Source organism: Variovorax sp. V15 (assembly GCF_041154425.1).
GTDB lineage: Bacteria > Pseudomonadota > Gammaproteobacteria > Burkholderiales > Burkholderiaceae_C > Variovorax > Variovorax guangxiensis.
Genome location: NZ_AP028659.1, coordinates 5,870,675 through 5,888,436, shown reverse-complemented (window position 1 = coordinate 5,888,436; position 17,762 = coordinate 5,870,675). Strand labels below are relative to the sequence as shown.

Below are 17,762 nucleotides of genomic sequence, written 5' to 3'. Positions count from 1 at the left end.
CGGTCAGCGCTCCACGATGCGCCCGTGCTCCAGGTGAATCACCCGGTTGCATTCCTTGGCAATCAGCTCGGGCGAGTGAGATGCCAGCACCAGAATGCCGGACTTCGATACCACGTCCCGCATGCGCTGCTCGGCCTTTTCCGTGAAGGCCGCGTCGCCGACGGAGAGCCATTCGTCCATCAGCAGGATGTCGGCTTCGACGCTGGTCGAGATCGAGAATGCCAAGCGCATCATCATGCCGGTAGAGTAGGTGCGAACGGGCATGTTGACGTATTCGCCCAGGCCACTGAACTCGCAGATGTCGGGTGTGAGCCGATCGATCTCTTTCTTGCTCATGCCCATCACGAGTCCGCGAAGCATGATGTTCTCGACGCCGGTCGCGTCCATTTCGATGCCTAGCGCGGGGTCGATCAGGCTGGCCACCGTGCCCTGGCGGGTCAGCTCGCCCGAAGACGGTTCATAGACGCCCGCCAGCGTACGCAGCAGCGTGGACTTGCCTGCACCGTTGTGGCCGATCAGGCCGAGCCGGTCGCCGCTTTTCAATTCGATGTTCAGGCCGCTGAGCGCCTGCACCACGGTGACCCCGGTTTCCTTGCCGAAGCGTCCGCCGGTGACCGAAGCCGCGATGGTCTTCTTGAGGGACGCCGAGCCCGCGCCGTAGATCGGAAAGCTGACCGAAACGTTCTTGAGTGAAATGAATGCCATGGATCAGAGCCAGTAGACGACGCGGCGGCGGTATTTGACGAACAGCATGCTCGCCACGGAGAGGCACAGCACGGTCCAGAAGCCGATGCCGATCCAGCTGTGGAGATGGGCTTCGCCACCCATCAGTGGAGTGCGCAACAGGTCGAGCATCTGTGCGAAAGGATTCCACAGGACGTATTTGGCGCGACCAGGAAGGTTCTCGGGCAGCCAGAACACGGGGGTCAGGAACATCAGCATCTGCATGACGCTGGTGACGATCTGGGTCACGTCGCGATAGCGCGTGCAAATGAGGCCCAGCAGCAGGCCGAGTGCATGTGCGTTGACGACCAGGATCAGGAAGGCGGGGATGAACAGCAGGACCGACCACGACAGCGAGATGCCCGCCCAGAGCGCCACGGGTATGTAGAGCACGATCTGGTGGGCGAACTGGATCAGGTTGCGCGCCAGAGCCCGCCACACGAACAGGCTGATCGGAAAGTAGCCTTGCTTCAGGTAGTTGGACGACCCCACGAAGGCATTGCAGGCATCGGTGACTATGGTGGAGAACAGGCCCCAGAAGATCACGCCGAGCGCGAGGTGGGGAAAGAACCTGTCCAGCTGCGTGCCGAAGAGCGATGCGTACAGCGGCCCCATGCCGCCGATCATGACGCCCATGCTCAGCGTGAGCCAGATCGGGCCGAGCATGGAGCGCCTGTAGCGCAAGACGATGTCGAACCAGGCGAGGGTCCACCAGATGTCCGTGCGGCGTGTGCCTTCCCACCAGTCGGCCCACGCGCTGCGGTGAAGGTTGGAGTGAACTTGGCTCATGTGAATCGATGCGAGACTGCGGCGGAAGTGCGCTCAGTGGCGTCTTCGTCCGAACGACTCCGGGCTGCCACCGGCCAAGCGCGAGTGTCTTGCAGGGGCGCCCGGGGCGGCCTCATTTCTTGTCCTTTGTGTGATCCGTGAGATTTTACCGGGCGAGGTGAACGGGCTATGTCTCTGACGACGCGGAGACGCCGCCCCGGGTGGCAGAAGGGAAGCGAAGATAATTGCCCGCTGGCGCACTCCGGGCCTTGCTCCTCCTTCGAGCCGGCTGTACGGCTCCCATCCCGCAAAAAGGTTCCCTCCTTGCCGCCCTGCCGGCAAGTCGTCTATGAAATCTGTATCTCGGCTCCTCGACTTCTTCCTTACCGTGCTCTGGAGAACCCCCGGTGTGGGCGGGCGGCTCCAGCGTGCTTGGCGGATGTTCCGGAAGGCGGGCTGGCGGGGCATCAAGTGGGAGCTCGGGCGGCGCGTCACGGGGTTCAACGACTATCCGCGCTGGGTTCGTGAGCATGACACGCTGACCGCGGCGGAGAGTGCCCGGCTGGCTGAGCGTGTGGCCTCCATGGCCGACAAGCCGTTGATTTCCGTGCTCATGCCCTCGTACAACCCCAACCCGGCGTGGTTGCGGGAGGCGATCGAGTCGGTGCGGGCGCAGATCTATCCGAACTGGGAGCTGTGCATCGCAGACGATGCATCGCCCTCGCAGGAGGTGCGGGCCATCCTGAAGTCCTACGCGGACAGCGACCCACGCATCAAGGTCGTGTTCCGGCCCAAGAACGGGCATATCTCCGCCTCTTCGAACAGCGCGCTCGAACTGGTCTCGGGCACGTGGATCGCCCTGATGGACCATGACGACCTGCTGCCGGCGGATGCCCTGTTCTGGGTGGCCGACTGCATCGCCGGGCATCCCGATGTGCAGTTGATCTACTCCGACGAGGACAAGATCGACGAGTCCCTGACCCGCTCGGGCCCGTACTTCAAGTGCGACTGGAACCCCGATCTTTTCCGCTCGCAGAACATGTTCAGCCACCTGGGCGTGCTTTCGACGGATCTCGTTCGCGCCGTGGGCGGCTTCCGGCTGGGGCTGGAAGGTTCGCAGGACTGGGACCTTGTCATTCGATGCATGGAACGCATCGAGCCCAGGCAGGTGCGCCACATCCCGAGGGTGCTCTACCACTGGCGCGTGCATGCAGAGAGCACCGCGAAGTCGATGGACGCCAAGCCCTATGCCGTGGTGGCCGGCGAGCGCGCGCTCAACGAGCATTTCGAGCGTACGCAGACCCGCGCGCGGGCGGAGCACATCGGCTTCGGCTACCGGGTGCACTATGCGTTGCCGGATGCGCCGCCGTTGGTGTCGCTGGTCATCTCCACGCGAAATGCCGCGGCGTCCTTGCGCAGGTGCGTGGACTCGATCCTCGCGAAGACCTCCTACCCCCACTACGAGATCGTCGTGGCAGACAACGCCTCGGACGATACCGCAGCCCAGGCCTGCCTCGATACGCTGGCCAAGATGAAGAACGTGCGCGTGCTCAGGCATGCCCAGCGGCAAGGCGCGGCCGCGTTGTGCAATGCGGCGGTCGAGGGTGCAATGGGAGAGGTGGTCGCACTGATCGATGACCGCCTCGAAGTCCTGTCGCCCGAGTGGCTGGTCGAAATGGCCAGCCTGGCGTTGCAGCCCGGCGTCGGAGCGGTCGGTGCGCGCCTCATGGACCGCCGCCGGATACTGACTCACGCCGGCATCATCCTGGGCCTGGGGGTGGACGGCATAGCCGGGTGCTCGCATCGCGGAATGCCCGCGGGGCGTGAAGGCTATGGAGGCCGCGCCGCGCTGATTCAGTCGCTCTCGGCTGTCAGCTCGGCCTGCCTGGTTATCCGCAAGGATCGTTATCTTGCGGTGGGCGGCCTCGATGGAAACCATCTGAAAGAGGCGTTTGCCGATGTTGATTTCTGCCTGCGCCTGGCAGAGGCCGGCCTGCGCACCCTTTGGACGCCTTATGCAGAGCTGCTCGACCACAGGGACGCAGCCGCGCGTGCAAGAAAGGCTGGCGAACCAGCCAGTGCCCCCTATCTGGAGGACGTGGACTACATGAAGCGCCGATGGGGGGCTGTGCTGGAGAACGACCCGGCCTACAGCCCCAACCTCATGCTCGAGCGCGAGGACTTCAGCTACGCCTGGCCCCCTCGGCTGGCTCCGGTCTGATGCCCCTGCAAGTCTCCGTCGCCCTCTGCACCCGCAACGGCGCACGCTATCTCCCCGAGCAGCTGCGCAGCATCTGCGCTCAGGAGCCGCTGCCGCAAGAGATCGTCGTGTCCGACGACGGCTCCACCGACGACACGCTGGCGGTGGTGCGCGACATCCTCGCCCAGTGCGGCGTTGCCGACCGCATCGTGCTTCGCGTGTTCAGCAACTCCCCGCCGCTGGGCGTCACGCGCAATTTCGAGCAGGCGGTGCGCGCCTGCAGCCACGACCTCATCGCGCTGTGCGACCAGGACGACGTCTGGCACCCCGGGCGGCTGGCGCGCATGGTGGCGCAGTTCGAGGCGCGGCCCGATCTGCTGCTGCTGCATACCGACGCGCGCCTGGTCGACGGCGATCTGAAGCCGCTGGGCTCCACGCTCTTCCATGCGCTCGAGGTGCAGCCGGCCGAGTTGCAGGCCATTGCGGGCGGCGAGGCCTTTGGCGTGCTGCTGCGCCGCAATCTGGTGACCGGCGCGACGACGATGTTCCGCAGGAGCCTGCTCGATGCGGCGCTGCCGTTCTCGCCCGAGTGGGTGCACGACGAGTGGCTCGCCGCTATTGCCGCTGCCACGGGCCGCATGGACGTGCTGCCCGAGCCGACCATCGACTACCGTCAGCACGGCAACAACCAGATCGGCGCGCGTCGGCTGACGCTGTCCGAGAAGGTGGCGAAGGCTTTCGTGGAGCGGGGCGACAAGCATGTGGCGCGGCTGCGCCGGGCCGAGGCGCTGTTGCAGCGGCTGCAGCAGCTTGGTGACCGGGTACGGCCGGGCTGCCTGGATGCGCAGCGCGCCAAGGTTGCGCACCAGCGGTTCAGGGCCGAGTTGCCGGCGGCGCGTCCGCTGCGCGTGCTCCCGATCCTTCTGGAGGCCGCGCGCGGCCGCTATGAACGCTTCGGCCGTGGCAAGCAGGCCATCGTGCAGGACGTTTTCGAGCGCGGCTGACCGTCCCGGCTGAAGGGCCGGCTAGCGGCCCTGCAGTCGCAGGTATCGCCAGAACGAGGCCGACAGCCACACCTTCAGCAGGCTGGTCACGTGCCAGTACAGGTACTTCCTGCTGCGGTGGCTCTCGCGCTGCGCATCGTGCCGGGCGAGCAGGTTCTCGCCCACCTGCAGCTTCCAGCCCACCAGGCGGGTGCGGGCGCAGATGTCGAAGTCCTCGCCGTACATGAAGAACTTCTCGTCGAAGCCGCCGACCTGCCGGTAGGCCTTGCTGCGAAAGAGCATGAACAGGCCTGGAATCCATGCCGGCACCGTCGGTCCCACGTAGCCGGGCTTCTTTCTTCCGACGATTTCCAGCGGCGTAAGCAGCGCCCGGTGTGGTTCGGGCTCCGTCTTGCCGGGTTCCAGGATGCGCGGCGTCAGCAGGCCGGCGTCCGTCGCGGCCTGCGCGAGCAGTGGCGACAGCACGTCGTTGTCGAAGCGGATGTCGGGGTTCAGCACCAGGAACCACTCGGTGCCGCAGCGTTCGAAGGCCTGGTTGTGATTGGCCCCGAAGCCCTTGGGGCTCGCGTTCTCGATCCGCTCCACCGCGAAGCCCCAGGTTCGGCCCGCAAGCAGGTCGGCTTCGGGGATGTTCAATGTAAGCAAAACCTTGTCGATGACGGCGCGGCTGTGCCTGTCCAACTGCTCCAGCAGCGGCAGCACCAGCGCGAGCTGGCCGTGGCTCACGATCGAAATGGTGATGGGAGGGCGGGAGGAGGGGGGCGTGGACATGGTCTAATTTCGCCCGGGAATTCTAGGGTTCCCCAAACCCCACACATGATTGCTCTGATCGTCATCAGTTTCTTCGTCGCCGCCTTCTCGGTCCAGGTGTTCATGCGACGTGCGCGGCGGCATGCCCGCATCTACGGCGCCGACATGCCCCAGCGCTTCCACAAGGGCCACGTGCCGCGCCTGGGCGGCGCGGGCATCCTGATGGGTATGGGCGTGGCCTGGCTGGCCGCCGGCATCACCGGCACCGACCCGTTCAACGTCTCCTGGCCGGTCACGACCTCGATGCTCACGCTGGTGTGCATCCTGCCCGCGGTGCTCGGCGGCATCGTCGAGGACGTCACCCAGCGCGTGAAGGTGCGCTACCGGCTGGGGCTGACCATCGGCTCGGCGCTGCTGGTGTGCTGGCTGCTGGGGCTGGGCGTGGCGCGCACCGGCTTCGAGACGGTCGACGGCTGGCTGGCGATGGTTCCCTATGCCACCGTGCTCTTCGCGGCCCTGGCCATCGGCGGCCTGCCGCATGCCTTCAACATCATCGACGGCTACAACGGGCTCGCGGGCACGGTCGCCGTGCTGGTCTGTCTGGCAATCTCGCACGTGGCGCTGCAGGTCGGCGACCGGCAGCTGGCGGCCATGGTGGTCTGCCTGGTCGGCGCCACCTTCGGCTTCCTGGTGTGGAACTACCCGCGCGGCAAGATCTTCGCCGGCGACGGCGGTGCCTACGTCTGGGGCATGGTGATCGCCGTGGCCTGCGTGACGCTGGTGCAGCGCCATCGCGTGGTGTCGCCGTGGTTCCCGATGCTGTTGCTGATCTACCCGGTGTGGGAGACGCTGTTCTCCATCTACCGCAAGCTGGCGCGCGGGCAGTCGCCGGGCACGGCCGACGCGCTGCACTTCCACCAGCTGATCTTCCGCCGCATCGTGCGCGTGGCCTTCGCGGACGACGAGGCCCGCCAGCTGCTGGCGCGCAACAACCGCACCTCGCCCTACCTGTGGATGTTCGCGGCCCTGTCGGTGGTGCCGGCGGTGCTGTTCTGGAACAACACGATCGTGCTGATGTTCTTCTGCCTGCTGTTCGTGACGACCTATGTCGGGGCGTACCTGATGATCGTGCGCTTCAAGGTCCCGCGCTGGCTGCGGCCATGAACAGGCACACCCCCAGGCTTCGCGCACTTCGTGTCGCTGCGCCACCCCCCTTGCAGGGGGCAACACCGGTGGCCCGGCAAAGCCGGTTCCACGGTGTTTCCCGCGAAGCCAGTCAGTCGGCTGTCACCGGGATTGCGCGAGAATTTGAGCCTCACCTGATCGTCCACCGCTTCGGAGCCTGACCGCCCATGACCGACCCCGTCCTCAACATCCCCCCGCGCGACAAGGCCGAGATCCTGGCCCAGGCGCTGCCGTACATCCGCAAGTTCCACGGCAAGACCATCGTCATCAAGTACGGCGGCAACGCCATGACCGACCCGGCGCTGCAGGCCGACTTCGCTGAAGACGTGGTGCTGCTCAAGCTGGTGGGCATGAACCCGGTGGTGGTGCACGGCGGCGGCCCGCAGATCGAGGCGGCGCTCAACCGTCTGGGCAAGAAGGGCAGCTTCATCCAGGGCATGCGCGTGACCGACGCCGAGACCATGGAAGTCGTCGAGTGGGTGCTGGCCGGCGAGGTGCAGCAGGACATCGTCGGCCTGATCAACCAGGCCGGCGGCAAGGCCGTGGGCCTGACCGGCCGCGACGGCGGCCTGATCCGCGCGCAGAAGCTCAAGATGGCCGACCGCAACGATCCCAACCTGCACCACGACGTGGGCCAGGTCGGCGACATCGTCTCCATCGACCCCAGCGTGGTCAAGGCGCTGCAGGACGACGCCTTCATCCCGGTGGTCAGCCCCATCGGCTTCGGCGAGGAGAACGAGAGCTACAACATCAACGCCGACGTCGTCGCCGGCAAGCTCGCCACCGTGCTCAAGGCCGAGAAGCTCATGCTGCTGACCAACACGCCCGGCGTGCTCGACAAGGACGGCAAGCTGCTCACCAACCTGAGCGCCCGCGAGATCGACGACCTGTTCGCCGACGGCACCATCTCTGGCGGCATGCTGCCCAAGATCGAAGGCGCGCTCGACGCGGCCAAGAGCGGCGTGAACGCGGTGCACATCATCGACGGCCGCGTGCCGCACGCGATGCTGCTGGAGATCCTGACCGACCAGGCCTACGGGACGATGATCCGCGCCCGTTGAGCCCGGCGTGGGCGCGTGCTCACTGCGCTGTGCGAGAATCAATTGATTACATCTTTGCACGCGCTCCCATGCAGAACGAAGAGACGACCAGTGCTTCCGGCGTAGAGACTCCTGCGGAAACGACCACTCCCCCGGCGCGCAAGCGCCCCAAGCCGGGCGAGCGGCGCGTGCAGATCCTGCAGGCGCTCGCCTCCATGCTGGAGCAGCCGGGCGCAGAGCGGGTCACCACCGCCGCGCTGGCCGCACGGCTCGAAGTGAGCGAAGCTGCGCTCTATCGCCATTTCGCGAGCAAGGCCCAGATGTTCGAGGGCCTGATCGACTTCATCGAGCAGAGCGTCTTCACGCTCGTCAATCAGATCCTCGAGCGCGAGGGCGCCACCGGCGCCCAGCAGGCCGCGCGCATCCTCACGCTGCTCGTGCAGTTCGCCGAACGCAACCCCGGCATGACCCGCGTCATGGTGGGCGACGCGCTGGTCTACGAGAACGAGCGCCTGCAGCAGCGCATGAACCAGTTCTTCGACAAGATCGAATCCACGCTGCGCCAGGTGCTGCGCGGCGCCGCCGCGGCCGACGGCTCGGCCACGCCCAGCGTCGACGCCCAGGTGCGCGCCGCGGCGCTCACGGCCTTCGTGGTGGGGCAGCTGCAGCGCTTCGCGCGCTCGGGCTTCCGCCGCGCGCCGTCCGAGCACCTGGAAGCGACGATCGCGCTGATCGTCTGACGGGGTACCCTGCAGGGGCCCTGGCCGGCTCGCCTCGAGCTCTCGGGCGGAGTAGCATCGTCCAGCCCCTCGCCGCCAGCCCAGGTGGCGAGCCGATGGTTGCCCCGATTGCCTCGACGGAGGGCGCATGAGCCATGGCACGGTCGGTCCGATGGAGCCCCGCCTGTGGCGGGTGTGCGAGCATGCCTGACGCGGCGCGTGGCCCCCAAGGTCTGCGGACCATCCTCCTCACGACGGTGGCCATGCTCGCATTCGCGGCCAACTCCCTGCTGTGCAGGCTCGCGTTGCAACACAAGGGCATCGACCCCGCGAGCTTCGGCAGCGTCAGGCTCGTGGCGGGAGCGCTCATGCTGGGGCTCATCGTGCGCTTCAGGGCACAGCCGCAGGCCTCGCCGGCTCGCGTGGACTGGCTGGCGGCCGTCATGCTGTTCGGCTACGTCGCCTTCTTCTCCTTCGCCTACCTCAGCCTGCCGGCGGGCACGGGTGCGCTGATCCTGTTCGGCGCGGTCCAGCTGACGATGTTCGGCGTGGGCCTGCGTTCCGGCACCGAGCGCTTCGGGGTGCTCGCATGGCTCGGCTTCGCGATGGCGGCGGGCGGGCTCGTCTACCTGGTGCTGCCGGGCATTGCCGCGCCGCCGCTACTGGGCGCCGCGCTGATGGCGGTCGCTGGCGTGGCCTGGGGCGTGTATTCGCTGCGCGGCCGTGGGGTGGCCGATCCGCTGGCTGCCACCGCGCGCAACTTCACGCGTGCGGTGCCGCTCGCACTGGCGCTGAGCCTCGTGTTCGCGGCCAGCGCCCGCGCGGACGCGACCGGCCTCGTGCTCGCTGTCGCCTCCGGTGCGCTGACCTCAGGGCTCGGCTACGTGGTCTGGTACGCGGCCCTGAGCCGCCTCGGCGCCATGCGCGCGGCCACCGTGCAGCTGTCGGTGCCGCTGCTGGCGGCGTTCGGCGGCGTGCTGTTCCTGTCGGAGGCGATCACGCCGCGGCTGGCGGCGGCCTCCGTGGCAATCCTGGGCGGCATCGCGCTCGTGCTCGGCCAGAAGGCGCGAAGCGCCCGTCCTTAGGCTGGATGGCCGGCCAGGGGCTACGAGACCTGCACGCCCACCTTCGCGCCCGCCGCGACGATCTCCCCCCAGGTCGCATCGTCCACCCAGATCCCGTCCGTGCGCCGCGCCGATCGCGCCTTGCGCTCCGGCTCGCCCGCGATCTGCACTTCCTCGAAGCCCTGCCCGGGCGGGCTCTGCCGCAGCCAGGCGACGAACTCGCGGGCTTCCTCGTCGAAGGATTTCTGCGTGCCCAGCTTCGCCGGGTCGATCAGCACCGTGAGCATGCCGTTGAGCACCGTGCGTGCCGTGTCCGCCTGCCGATGCCAGGTGCCGCCGCCGGTGAGCGCGCCGCCGAGCAGCTCGCAGGCCACGGCCATGCCGTAGCCCTTGTGCTCGCCGAAGGTCATGAGCGCGCCGAAGAGGCCGTTGCCCTGCGGCACCACCACCACGCCGGGGTCGTTGGTGGGCGCGCCTTTCTCGTCGATGAGGTAGCCGTCGGGCACGCCCTCGCCCTTGTTGTGCGCCACGCGCATCTTGCCCTGCGCCACGCGGCTGGTCGCGTAGTCGAGCACGAAGGGCTCCGCGCCTGCGAGCGGAATGCCGATGCAGCACGGGTTGGTGCCGAAGCGCCCGTCGCCGCCGCCCCAGGGCGCGACCACCGGCCGCGAGAGCACGTTGACGAAGTGCATCGACACCAGCCCCTGCGCCGTCGCCATCTCCGCGAAGTGTCCGATGCGCCCCAGATGGTGCGCATGCGCCAGCGTGAAGATGCAGCTGCCGTGCTGCTTCGCCCGCGCGATGCCCAGTTCCATCGCCTGCACGCCGACGATCTGGCCGTAGCCGTGCTGGCCGTCCAGGCCCATCAGCGTGCCGATGTCGAGGTTCACGCGCACCGCGGCGTTCGGCTTCAGGCCGCCCTCGGCCACTGCGTCGACATATCGAGGCAGCATGCCCACGCCATGCGAGTCGTGCCCGCTTAGGTTGGCCAGCACCAGGTTGGCCGCCACCTGCCGGGCCTCGGCGGGCGAGCTGCCCGCGGCTTCGAGGATGCGGGCGACGGTGGCCTGCAGGTGGTCGGCCTTGAGCGTATGGGACATGGATCAGGCTCCTTTCGCGTTCAGCGTGATGGCGTAGAGCGACGTGGTCGCGCAGATGAAGAGGCGGTTGCGCTTCGGGCCGCCGAAGCAGACGTTGGCCACGCGCTCGGGCAGCAGGATCTTGCCCAGCAGCGTGCCGTCGGGGTGGTAGGCGTGCACGCCGTCGAGCGCGCTGGTCCAGATGCGGCCTTCGGTGTCGAGGCGGAAGCCGTCGAAGAGGCCGCTGGTGCACTCGGCAAAGACCTCGCCGCCGCTCAAGGCGCGGCCATCGGCTCCGAGCTTGAATTTTCGGATGTGCCGGGGACCGTCCGCCGCATGGCTGGCTCCCGTGTCGGCGATGTACAGCAGCGATTCGTCCGGCGAGAACGCCAGCCCGTTGGGCTTCACGAAGTCGTCGGCCATGAGTTCCACTTCGCCGCTTCGCGGATCGATGCGGTAGACATGGCAGGCGCCGATCTCGCTCTCGGCCTTCAGGCCTTCGTAGTCGGAGAGGATGCCGTAGCTCGGGTCGGTGAACCACACGGCGCCGTCCGAGTGCACCACCACGTCGTTGGGCGAATTGAGCCGCTTGCCCTTCCAGTGCGAGGCCAGCACGGTGACTGTGCCGTCGTGCTCGGTGCGCGTCACGCGCCGCGTGAGGTGCTCGCAGCTCACCAGCCGGCCCTGGCGGTCGACCGTGTTGCCGTTGGTGTTGTCCGATGGCTCGCGAAAGGTGCCCGCCGTGCCGTTGACTTCGTCGAAGCGCAGCATGCGGTTGTTCGGGATGTCCGACCACACCAGCGTGCGGTGCGCGGCGAACCACGCGGGGCCCTCGCACCAGCGCGCGCCGGTCCATAGGCGCTGCACGCGCTCCGGGCCCGGAATGCAGCCCTTGAAGCGCGGGTCCAATTGTTCGAAGCCGGTGCCTTCCAGGAAGCCGAAGGGGAGAGTCGCCATGCCGTTCCTCGTCGATGGGTTCAATTCACATCACCGCGCCGACCTGCCACGGCACGAACTCGTTCTGGCCGTAGCCGTGCTGCTCGCTCTTCGAGTGCGCGCCCGATGCGGTTGCCAGCACCAGCTCGAAGATGCGCTGGCCCATCTCCTGAATCGACGCGGTGCCGTCCACGATCTCGCCGCAGTTGATGTCCATGTCTTCCTCCTGGCGCTGCCACAGCGCCGAGTTGGTCGCGAGCTTGAGCGAAGGCGAGGGCGCGCAGCCGTAGGCCGAGCCGCGCCCGGTGGTGAAGCAGATCAGGTTGGCGCCGCCGGCGACCTGGCCGGTGGCGCTCACCGGGTCGTAGCCCGGCGTGTCCATGTAGACGAAGCCGTGTGCGGTGACGGGCTCGGCGTATTCGTACACCGCCTCGAGGTTGCTGGTGCCGCCCTTGGCGACCGCGCCCAGCGACTTCTCGAGGATGGTGGTGAGCCCGCCGGCCTTGTTGCCCGGCGAGGGGTTGTTGTTCATCTCGCCTTCGTTGATGGCGGTGTAGTGCTCCCACCACTTGATGCGGTCCACCAGCTTCTGGCCGACTTCGCGCTTCACCGCGCGGCGCGTGAGCAGATGCTCGGCGCCGTACACCTCGGGCGTTTCGCTGAGGATGGCCGTGCCGCCGTGCGCCACCAGCAGGTCGACCGCCGCGCCGAGCGCCGGGTTGGCGCTGATGCCCGAGTAGCCGTCGGAGCCGCCGCACTGCAGCCCGATCGTGATGTGCGCCGCGCTGCAGGGCTCGCGCTTCACCGCGTTGGCGCGCGGCAGCATTTCGTTGATGAGCGCCACGCCCTTCTCGACCGTCTTGCGCGTGCCGCCCGTGTCCTGGATGTTGAAGGTGCGGAAGTTCTCGCCCTCGGCCAGGTGGCCGGTCGCGAGCCAGGCGTTGATCTGGTTGGCCTCGCAGCCGAGGCCGACCACCAGCACGCCCGCGAAGTTCGGGTGCGTGGCATAGCCCGTGAGCGTGCGCTCCAGGATCTGCATGCCCATGCCCTGCGTGTCCATGCCGCAGCCGGTGCCGTGCGTGAGCGCGATCACGCCGTCCACGTTCGGAAAGGCCGCCAGCGCCTGCGGATTGGTCTTGCGAGAGAAGTGGTCGGCGATGGCGCGCGCGGCCGTGGCCGAGCAGTTCACGCTGGTCAGCACGCCGATGTAGTTGCGCGTGGCCACGCGGCCGTCGGCGCGCCTGATGCCCATGAAGGTGGCTTCGCGCTTGGTGGGGGCGGGCTTCACGTCGGCGCCGAAGGCGTAGTCGCGTTCGAAGTCGCCCTTGTCGGGGCCCATGTCGAGGTTCTGCGTGTGCACGTGCTCGCCGGCGGCGATGGGGCGGCTCGCGAAGCCGATGATCTGGTTGTAGCGGCGCACGGGCTCGCCCTGCGCGATGTCGCGCATCGCGATCTTGTGGCCCGGCGGAATCAGCCCGCGCACGGCCACGCCTTCGACGGCGGTGCCGCCGAGCAGCTGGGAGCGCGCGATGACGACGTCGTCGGCGGGATGGAGTCGGATGTAGGGAGTCATCGTGGTGTTCTTCCTCGGGTCCTCGGGGTTCAGGAAGCCTTGGTGCGGCGCCAGCTCGCGCTGAACCGCTGGTGGAACTTGTCCATGTGTTCGTGCATGGCGCTTCGAGCGGCGGCCGGGTCGCGCGCGGCGATGGCCTCGAGGATCAGCTCGTGCTCGCCGATGGCGACCTGCCACGACTCCATGGTCTCGAAGTAATCGATCATCCGGGCGAAGATCGGCCCGTGCCGCGACTCCCAGAAGCCTTGTACCGTCTCGGTCAGCACCACGTTGTCGCAGGCGTTGACGATGGCCAGGTGGAAGGCGCGGTCGCCCTCGTGCGGCACTTCGTTGCGCGCGGCCAGCTCGCGCATCATCCGGATCGCGCGGCGCATGGCGTCCACGTCCTTGCGCTTGCCTTGCAGGGCCGCGGTGGCGGCGGTCTCGCCCTCCACCATGCGGCGCGCGCGGATGATTTCGAGCGGTCCCCATTCGATGCCCGCAGCGCCATTGGGCGGCGCGGGCGTGCGGCTCGAGCGGTCGAGCACGTACACGCCCGAGCCGGTGCGCACCTCGACCCAGCCTTCCACCTCCAGCGCGATCAGCGCCTCGCGCACCGACGGCCGGCTCACGCCCAGCTGCCGGGCAAGGTCGCGCTCGGCGGGAATGCGCGCGCCCACCCCGAATTCGCCCTTGCCGATGAGCTCGCGCAACTGTTCGGCAATCTGGCGATAGAGGCGCTGGGGTTCGAGGGTCTGAAGCGGCACGGAGGAGGGCGGAAGGACGCGAAGGGCGAGGAAAAAAGCGGTTAAGGGTTGTCCTGAATTGGCCAAGTGGTCAGGCCAATTCAGAATACGCCAGATCGCCCGCACCATCATCGGGCCAAACCCGAGGACATGGCCGAGGAGACGACCCCATTGAACCAGCTCGACTTCAACGGCCGCCACGCGGTCGTCACCGGCGGCGCCACGGGCCTGGGCTTCGGCATCGCGCAGCGGCTGGTCGCCTCGGGCGGCAGCGTCACGTTGTGGGACCGCGATGAAGCCGCCGCTGCAAAGGCTGCCGAATCGCTCGGCGACAGGGCCTTCGCGCTGAAGGTCGACGTTTCGCAGCAGTCCTCGGTCGCCAGGGCGGTAGCCGACACGATGGCGCACGCGCCGCGCATCGACGCGCTGGTCAACAGCGCCGGCATCACCGGCCCCAACACCAAGCTGTGGGACTACCCGGTGGACGACTGGCGCCAGGTGATGGAAGTCAACATCAACGGCGTGTTCCTGTGCTGCCGCGAGGTGGTGGCGCAGATGCGCAGGCAGGGCGACCGGGGCCATGGCCGCATCGTCAACATCGCCTCGGTGGCCGGCAAGGACGGCAACCCCAACGCCAGCGCCTACAGCGCGAGCAAGGCGGCCGTCATCGGCCTGACCAAGTCGCTCGGCAAGGAACTGGCCGACACCGGCATCCGAGTGAACTGCGTGACGCCCGCGGCGGTGAAGACGGCCATCTTCGACCAGATGACGCCGGAGCACATCGCCTTCATGCTCTCGAAGATTCCCATGGGCCGCTTCGGCACCGTGGAAGAGGTGGCCGCGATGGTCGGCTGGCTCTGCACGGAAGATTGCTCGTTCTCCACCGGCGCGGTCTTCGACCTCTCCGGTGGCCGCTCCACCTACTGATCAATCAATGCACTGAAAGGAAAGCATGAAACTCGTCCGCTACGGCAACCCCGGCAAGGAAAAGCCCGGCCTCATCGATGACAACGGCCAGCTGCGCGACCTCAGCGCCGTCGTCAAGGACATCGGCCCCGACCAGCTCGGCGACGCCGCCCTCGCCAGGCTGCGCAAGCAGAAGGTCGACAAGCTGCCGCTGGTCAAGGGCAAGCCGCGCTTCGGCTGCCCGGTGGCGAACGTGGGCAAGTTCATCGCCATCGGCCTGAACTACGCGGACCACGCGGCCGAATCCGGCCTGCCGGTGCCCAAGGAGCCGGTGGTGTTCACCAAGGCCAACAGCTGCGTGCAGGGCCCGAACGACCCGGTGATGCTGCCCAAGGGCTCGGTCAAGACCGACTGGGAAGTCGAGCTCGGCGTAGTCATCGGCACCCGCGCGCGCTACGTGCCGCAGAAGAGCGCGCTCGACTACGTGGCCGGCTACTGCACCATCAACGACATCAGCGAGCGCGAATACCAGATCGAGCGCGGCGGCACCTGGGACAAGGGCAAGGGCTGCGACACCTTCGGGCCCATCGGCCCCTGGCTGGTGACGCGCGACGACGTGCCCAACCCGCAGAAACTGGCAATGTGGCTCGACCTGAACGGCAAGCGCGTGCAGACCGGCAACACGAAGACCATGATCTTCACCGTGGCGAAGATCGTGAGCTACGTGAGCCAGTTCATGACGCTGATGCCGGGCGACATCATCACCACCGGCACGCCCCCGGGCGTGGGCATGGGCATGAAGCCGCCGCTCTACCTGAAGAAGGGCGACGTGATGACGCTGGGCATCGAGGGCCTGGGCGACCAGCGCCAGGAAGTGGTTCCCTTCAAGCTCTGAGCCTGAAGCTTCTTTTTCCGGAAGGCGCCGCTGGCGCCTTTTTTTGTGGCTTCAAATGTCCCATTGACAGAACATTGAAACTGCAAAACCATCAACGGCATGTCGCAGATGCCTTTGCCGAAATACCACCAGATCTATCTGGTGCTGCGCGAGCAGCTGCACGAAGGCCGCTTTGCGGATGGCCTTCCCGGCGAACTGGCGCTGATGGGGCAGTTCAACGTAGCGCGCGTCACCGTGCGCCGCGCACTGGAACAATTGGCTTCCGAAGGGCTCATCGAACGCAATCCCGGGCGCCGCACGCGCGCGGTGCCGCCGGCCGGCGGCGAAGGCCCGGGCACCCGAAGCATGGAGCGCGCCAACCTGCGCGGCCTGCTCGAGAACCTCGTCACCATGGGCCTGCACACCTCGGTCAAGGTGATCGAGGTGGCCACCATCACGGCATCCACGCAGGTGGCCGAGGCGCTGGAGCTTCAGCTCGGCGATGCGGTGCAGAAGGCGGTGCGCGTGCGCTCCACCAAGGAGGGGCCGCTCTCGCACATCACGACCTACGTGCCCGACACCATCGCGCGCCGCTTCGGTCGGCGCGAGCTGTCGAAGAAGCCCATCCTGGTGCTGCTGGAGGAGTCGGGCGTGAAGGTGGGGCGCGCCCACCAGACCATCTCCGCCCGGCTGGCCGACAACGTGCTCGCCCAGCACCTCGACGTCTCCGTCGGCTCGGCCCTGCTCGCGGTGCGCCGCCTGATCTACGACGAGGACGAGCGGCCCGTGCAGTGGCTGCACGGCTTCTACCGCCCCGACCGCTACACCTACGAGATGCAGCTTTCCCGCGTGGGCAGCATCGACGCGAAGGTGTGGGTCAGCAAGGACGTGTCAGCCCAGTTCAACTGAAGAGAAAAAGGAAAGCCCCATGCAGAACCGCCGCAGTTTCGTGTCCCGCTCGGCCGCGCTGGCCACCGCCGTCGCCTTCCCGCTCGTGGCTGGCGCACAGCCCAAGACCGTCAAGGTGGGCGTGCTGCACCCGGTCACCGGGGCGCTGGCCTATTCGGGCCAGCAGTGCCGCCTGGGCGCGCTCATGGCCATCGAGGACATCAACGCCGGAGGCGGCATCAAGTCGCTCGGCGGCGCGAAGCTCGAGGCCCTGCTGGGCGACGCGCAGTCGCAGCCGCAGGCCGGCGCCGCCGAGGTCGAGAAGATGAACGAGGCCGGCGTGTCGGCCATCGTGGGCGCCTTCGCTTCCGCCATCTGCCTGGCCACCACGCAGGCCGCGGCCAAGTACAACCTGCCGCACGTGGTCGACGTGGGCGTGGCCGACCAGATCGTCGAGCGCGGGCTGAAGAACACCTTCCGCTTCGGGCCCGGGTACAAGAAGTCGACCGAGGTGGCCATGGCCAACCTGCTGGTGCTCAACAAGGCCGCCGGCAGCCCCGCCAAGACGGTGATGATCATCCACGAGGAGTCGCTGTTCGGCGCCGGCACCGCGCAGTTGCTCTCGCGCGAGCTGCCGGGCTACGGCTTCGAGGTGAAGGAGGTGGTGAAGCACGCCAACCCCACGCGCGACTTCAACAACATCGTGCTGCGCATGAAGTCGGTCAACCCCGACATCGTGATTCCCGCCAACTACTACAACGAATACGCGCTGCTGGTGCGCACCATGCAGCAGCAGAAGGTGGTGCCCAAGGCGATCTTCTCGGTGCTGGGCGGCGCCGCGTCGAGCTACAAGTTCGTGAAGGAGTTTCCGGACGCTGCCAACGGCATCATCGACTGCAACCACTGGTTCAATCCGAAGGACAAGCGCTCGCAGGAGCTGCGCAAGCGCGTGGAGGCCAAGGGCCAGTTCTTCAGCTACGAGGTGTTCATGACCTACACCGCGATGTGGCTGCTGGCCGATGCCATCGAGCGCGCGAAGTCCGCCGAGCGCGCGGCCATCATCGACGCGCTGGAGAAGAGCACCTTCTCCAACCACATCATGCCGTACGGCCCCACGCGGTTCGTCAACGGCCAGAACGAAGGCGCGCAGCCGCTCATGACGCAGGTGGTGAAGAACGACATCAAGGTCATCATCCCGCGCGACTACCGCGAGGTCGAGCCGGTCTTCCCGCTGAAGGCCTGAAGCCGGGCCGAGAAGAGGCACCACCCATGAAGCGCTTCGACGGATTCCGGGCATGCACGGAGTCCGGTGAAGCGGCACGCCCACG

Annotated in this window: 17 protein-coding genes; 10 read left to right on the top strand and 7 right to left on the bottom strand. The window is 67.4% G+C overall.

What is annotated here, in order from left to right:
- Positions 1–3 precede the first annotated feature (3 nt).
- Positions 4–705, bottom strand: a complete 702-nt coding sequence (locus tag ACAM57_RS27985) for an ABC transporter ATP-binding protein (RefSeq protein ID WP_184634486.1) — start codon at positions 703–705, stop codon at positions 4–6.
- A gap of 3 nt (positions 706–708) precedes the next feature.
- Entirely contained in the window at positions 709–1,512 is an 804-nt protein-coding gene (locus ACAM57_RS27980; protein WP_369659715.1) for an ABC transporter permease, read from the bottom strand.
- Between the two features lie 328 nt (positions 1,513–1,840).
- Between ACAM57_RS27980 and ACAM57_RS27975 the strand changes: the two genes are divergently transcribed.
- Together ACAM57_RS27975 and ACAM57_RS27970 are read left to right on the top strand one after the other, a co-directional pair.
- A complete protein-coding gene (locus ACAM57_RS27975; RefSeq protein ID WP_369659714.1) occupies positions 1,841–3,712 on the top strand; it encodes a glycosyltransferase in 1,872 nt (623 codons plus the stop codon).
- On the top strand, positions 3,712–4,695 hold the full coding sequence (locus ACAM57_RS27970; protein ID WP_369659713.1) for a glycosyltransferase family 2 protein: 984 nt from the start codon (positions 3,712–3,714) through the stop codon (positions 4,693–4,695). The genes ACAM57_RS27975 and ACAM57_RS27970 overlap by 1 nt, the downstream gene beginning before the upstream one ends.
- Positions 4,696–4,716: 21 nt before the next feature.
- Here the strand turns inward: ACAM57_RS27970 and ACAM57_RS27965 are convergent, their stop codons facing one another.
- The gene (locus tag ACAM57_RS27965) at positions 4,717–5,466 is read right to left on the bottom strand and encodes a glycosyltransferase family 2 protein (protein WP_369659712.1); all 750 of its coding nucleotides are present in this window, start codon (positions 5,464–5,466) and stop codon (positions 4,717–4,719) included.
- A 45-nt stretch (positions 5,467–5,511) separates the two neighbouring features.
- Here ACAM57_RS27965 and ACAM57_RS27960 point away from each other — a divergent pair, with 45 nt between their 5' ends.
- The 4 genes from ACAM57_RS27960 to ACAM57_RS27945 all read left to right on the top strand — a co-directional run bounded on the left by ACAM57_RS27960 (position 5,512) and on the right by ACAM57_RS27945 (position 9,474).
- Positions 5,512–6,609 (top strand): glycosyltransferase family 4 protein, encoded by a 1,098-nt coding sequence (locus tag ACAM57_RS27960; RefSeq protein WP_126021562.1) that lies wholly within the window; start codon positions 5,512–5,514, stop codon positions 6,607–6,609.
- A 188-nt stretch (positions 6,610–6,797) separates the two neighbouring features.
- A complete protein-coding gene (gene argB, locus ACAM57_RS27955; protein ID WP_093207312.1) occupies positions 6,798–7,691 on the top strand; it encodes an acetylglutamate kinase in 894 nt (297 codons plus the stop codon).
- 68 nt (positions 7,692–7,759) lie between these two features.
- Positions 7,760–8,410, top strand: a complete 651-nt coding sequence (gene slmA / locus ACAM57_RS27950; RefSeq protein WP_126021561.1) for a nucleoid occlusion factor SlmA — start codon at positions 7,760–7,762, stop codon at positions 8,408–8,410.
- 182 nt (positions 8,411–8,592) lie between these two features.
- Positions 8,593–9,474, top strand: a complete 882-nt coding sequence (locus tag ACAM57_RS27945; RefSeq protein ID WP_369659711.1) for a DMT family transporter — start codon at positions 8,593–8,595, stop codon at positions 9,472–9,474.
- A 20-nt stretch (positions 9,475–9,494) separates the two neighbouring features.
- Here the strand turns inward: ACAM57_RS27945 and ACAM57_RS27940 are convergent, their stop codons facing one another.
- The 4 genes from ACAM57_RS27940 to ACAM57_RS27925 are packed head-to-tail and all read right to left on the bottom strand — an operon-like array spanning position 9,495 to position 13,787.
- On the bottom strand, positions 9,495–10,553 hold the full coding sequence (locus tag ACAM57_RS27940; RefSeq protein WP_369659710.1) for a malate/lactate/ureidoglycolate dehydrogenase: 1,059 nt from the start codon (positions 10,551–10,553) through the stop codon (positions 9,495–9,497).
- Positions 10,554–10,556: 3 nt separating this feature from the next.
- Entirely contained in the window at positions 10,557–11,489 is a 933-nt protein-coding gene (locus ACAM57_RS27935; RefSeq protein WP_369659709.1) for an SMP-30/gluconolactonase/LRE family protein, read from the bottom strand.
- A 25-nt stretch (positions 11,490–11,514) separates the two neighbouring features.
- Positions 11,515–13,041 carry a UxaA family hydrolase gene (locus ACAM57_RS27930; protein WP_369659708.1) on the bottom strand — a complete coding sequence of 509 codons (1,527 nt, stop codon included), beginning with the start codon at positions 13,039–13,041 and terminating at the stop codon, positions 11,515–11,517.
- A gap of 29 nt (positions 13,042–13,070) precedes the next feature.
- Positions 13,071–13,787: a FadR/GntR family transcriptional regulator gene (locus ACAM57_RS27925; protein ID WP_369659707.1), complete on the bottom strand. Its 717-nt coding sequence runs from the start codon at positions 13,785–13,787 to the stop codon at positions 13,071–13,073.
- 150 nt (positions 13,788–13,937) lie between these two features.
- Here ACAM57_RS27925 and ACAM57_RS27920 point away from each other — a divergent pair, with 150 nt between their 5' ends.
- The 4 genes from ACAM57_RS27920 to ACAM57_RS27905 all read left to right on the top strand — a co-directional run bounded on the left by ACAM57_RS27920 (position 13,938) and on the right by ACAM57_RS27905 (position 17,677).
- On the top strand, positions 13,938–14,693 hold the full coding sequence (locus ACAM57_RS27920) for an SDR family NAD(P)-dependent oxidoreductase (protein ID WP_369659706.1): 756 nt from the start codon (positions 13,938–13,940) through the stop codon (positions 14,691–14,693).
- 25 nt (positions 14,694–14,718) lie between these two features.
- Positions 14,719–15,567: a fumarylacetoacetate hydrolase family protein gene (locus ACAM57_RS27915; protein ID WP_369659705.1), complete on the top strand. Its 849-nt coding sequence runs from the start codon at positions 14,719–14,721 to the stop codon at positions 15,565–15,567.
- Positions 15,568–15,675: 108 nt separating this feature from the next.
- Complete coding sequence (locus ACAM57_RS27910; RefSeq protein ID WP_369659704.1) at positions 15,676–16,455, top strand: GntR family transcriptional regulator; 780 nt, start codon at positions 15,676–15,678, stop codon at positions 16,453–16,455.
- A gap of 19 nt (positions 16,456–16,474) precedes the next feature.
- Positions 16,475–17,677: an ABC transporter substrate-binding protein gene (locus ACAM57_RS27905; RefSeq protein WP_369659703.1), complete on the top strand. Its 1,203-nt coding sequence runs from the start codon at positions 16,475–16,477 to the stop codon at positions 17,675–17,677.
- Positions 17,678–17,762 lie beyond the last annotated feature (85 nt).

Excerpts from the sequence above, each read along its gene's own strand:
- ACAM57_RS27985 (WP_184634486.1), bottom strand. The coding sequence starts at position 705 with ATGGCATTCATTTCACTCAAGAACGTTTCGGTCAGCTTTCCGATCTAC.
- ACAM57_RS27980 (WP_369659715.1), bottom strand. The coding sequence starts at position 1,512 with ATGAGCCAAGTTCACTCCAACCTTCACCGCAGCGCGTGGGCCGACTGG.
- ACAM57_RS27975 (WP_369659714.1), top strand. The coding sequence starts at position 1,841 with ATGAAATCTGTATCTCGGCTCCTCGACTTCTTCCTTACCGTGCTCTGG.
- ACAM57_RS27970 (WP_369659713.1), top strand. The coding sequence starts at position 3,712 with ATGCCCCTGCAAGTCTCCGTCGCCCTCTGCACCCGCAACGGCGCACGC.
- ACAM57_RS27965 (WP_369659712.1), bottom strand. The coding sequence starts at position 5,466 with ATGTCCACGCCCCCCTCCTCCCGCCCTCCCATCACCATTTCGATCGTG.
- ACAM57_RS27960 (WP_126021562.1), top strand. The coding sequence starts at position 5,512 with ATGATTGCTCTGATCGTCATCAGTTTCTTCGTCGCCGCCTTCTCGGTC.
- argB (WP_093207312.1), top strand. The coding sequence starts at position 6,798 with ATGACCGACCCCGTCCTCAACATCCCCCCGCGCGACAAGGCCGAGATC.
- slmA (WP_126021561.1), top strand. The coding sequence starts at position 7,760 with ATGCAGAACGAAGAGACGACCAGTGCTTCCGGCGTAGAGACTCCTGCG.
- ACAM57_RS27945 (WP_369659711.1), top strand. The coding sequence starts at position 8,593 with ATGCCTGACGCGGCGCGTGGCCCCCAAGGTCTGCGGACCATCCTCCTC.
- ACAM57_RS27940 (WP_369659710.1), bottom strand. The coding sequence starts at position 10,553 with ATGTCCCATACGCTCAAGGCCGACCACCTGCAGGCCACCGTCGCCCGC.
- ACAM57_RS27935 (WP_369659709.1), bottom strand. The coding sequence starts at position 11,489 with ATGGCGACTCTCCCCTTCGGCTTCCTGGAAGGCACCGGCTTCGAACAA.
- ACAM57_RS27930 (WP_369659708.1), bottom strand. The coding sequence starts at position 13,041 with ATGACTCCCTACATCCGACTCCATCCCGCCGACGACGTCGTCATCGCG.
- ACAM57_RS27915 (WP_369659705.1), top strand. The coding sequence starts at position 14,719 with ATGAAACTCGTCCGCTACGGCAACCCCGGCAAGGAAAAGCCCGGCCTC.
- ACAM57_RS27910 (WP_369659704.1), top strand. The coding sequence starts at position 15,676 with ATGCCTTTGCCGAAATACCACCAGATCTATCTGGTGCTGCGCGAGCAG.
- ACAM57_RS27905 (WP_369659703.1), top strand. The coding sequence starts at position 16,475 with ATGCAGAACCGCCGCAGTTTCGTGTCCCGCTCGGCCGCGCTGGCCACC.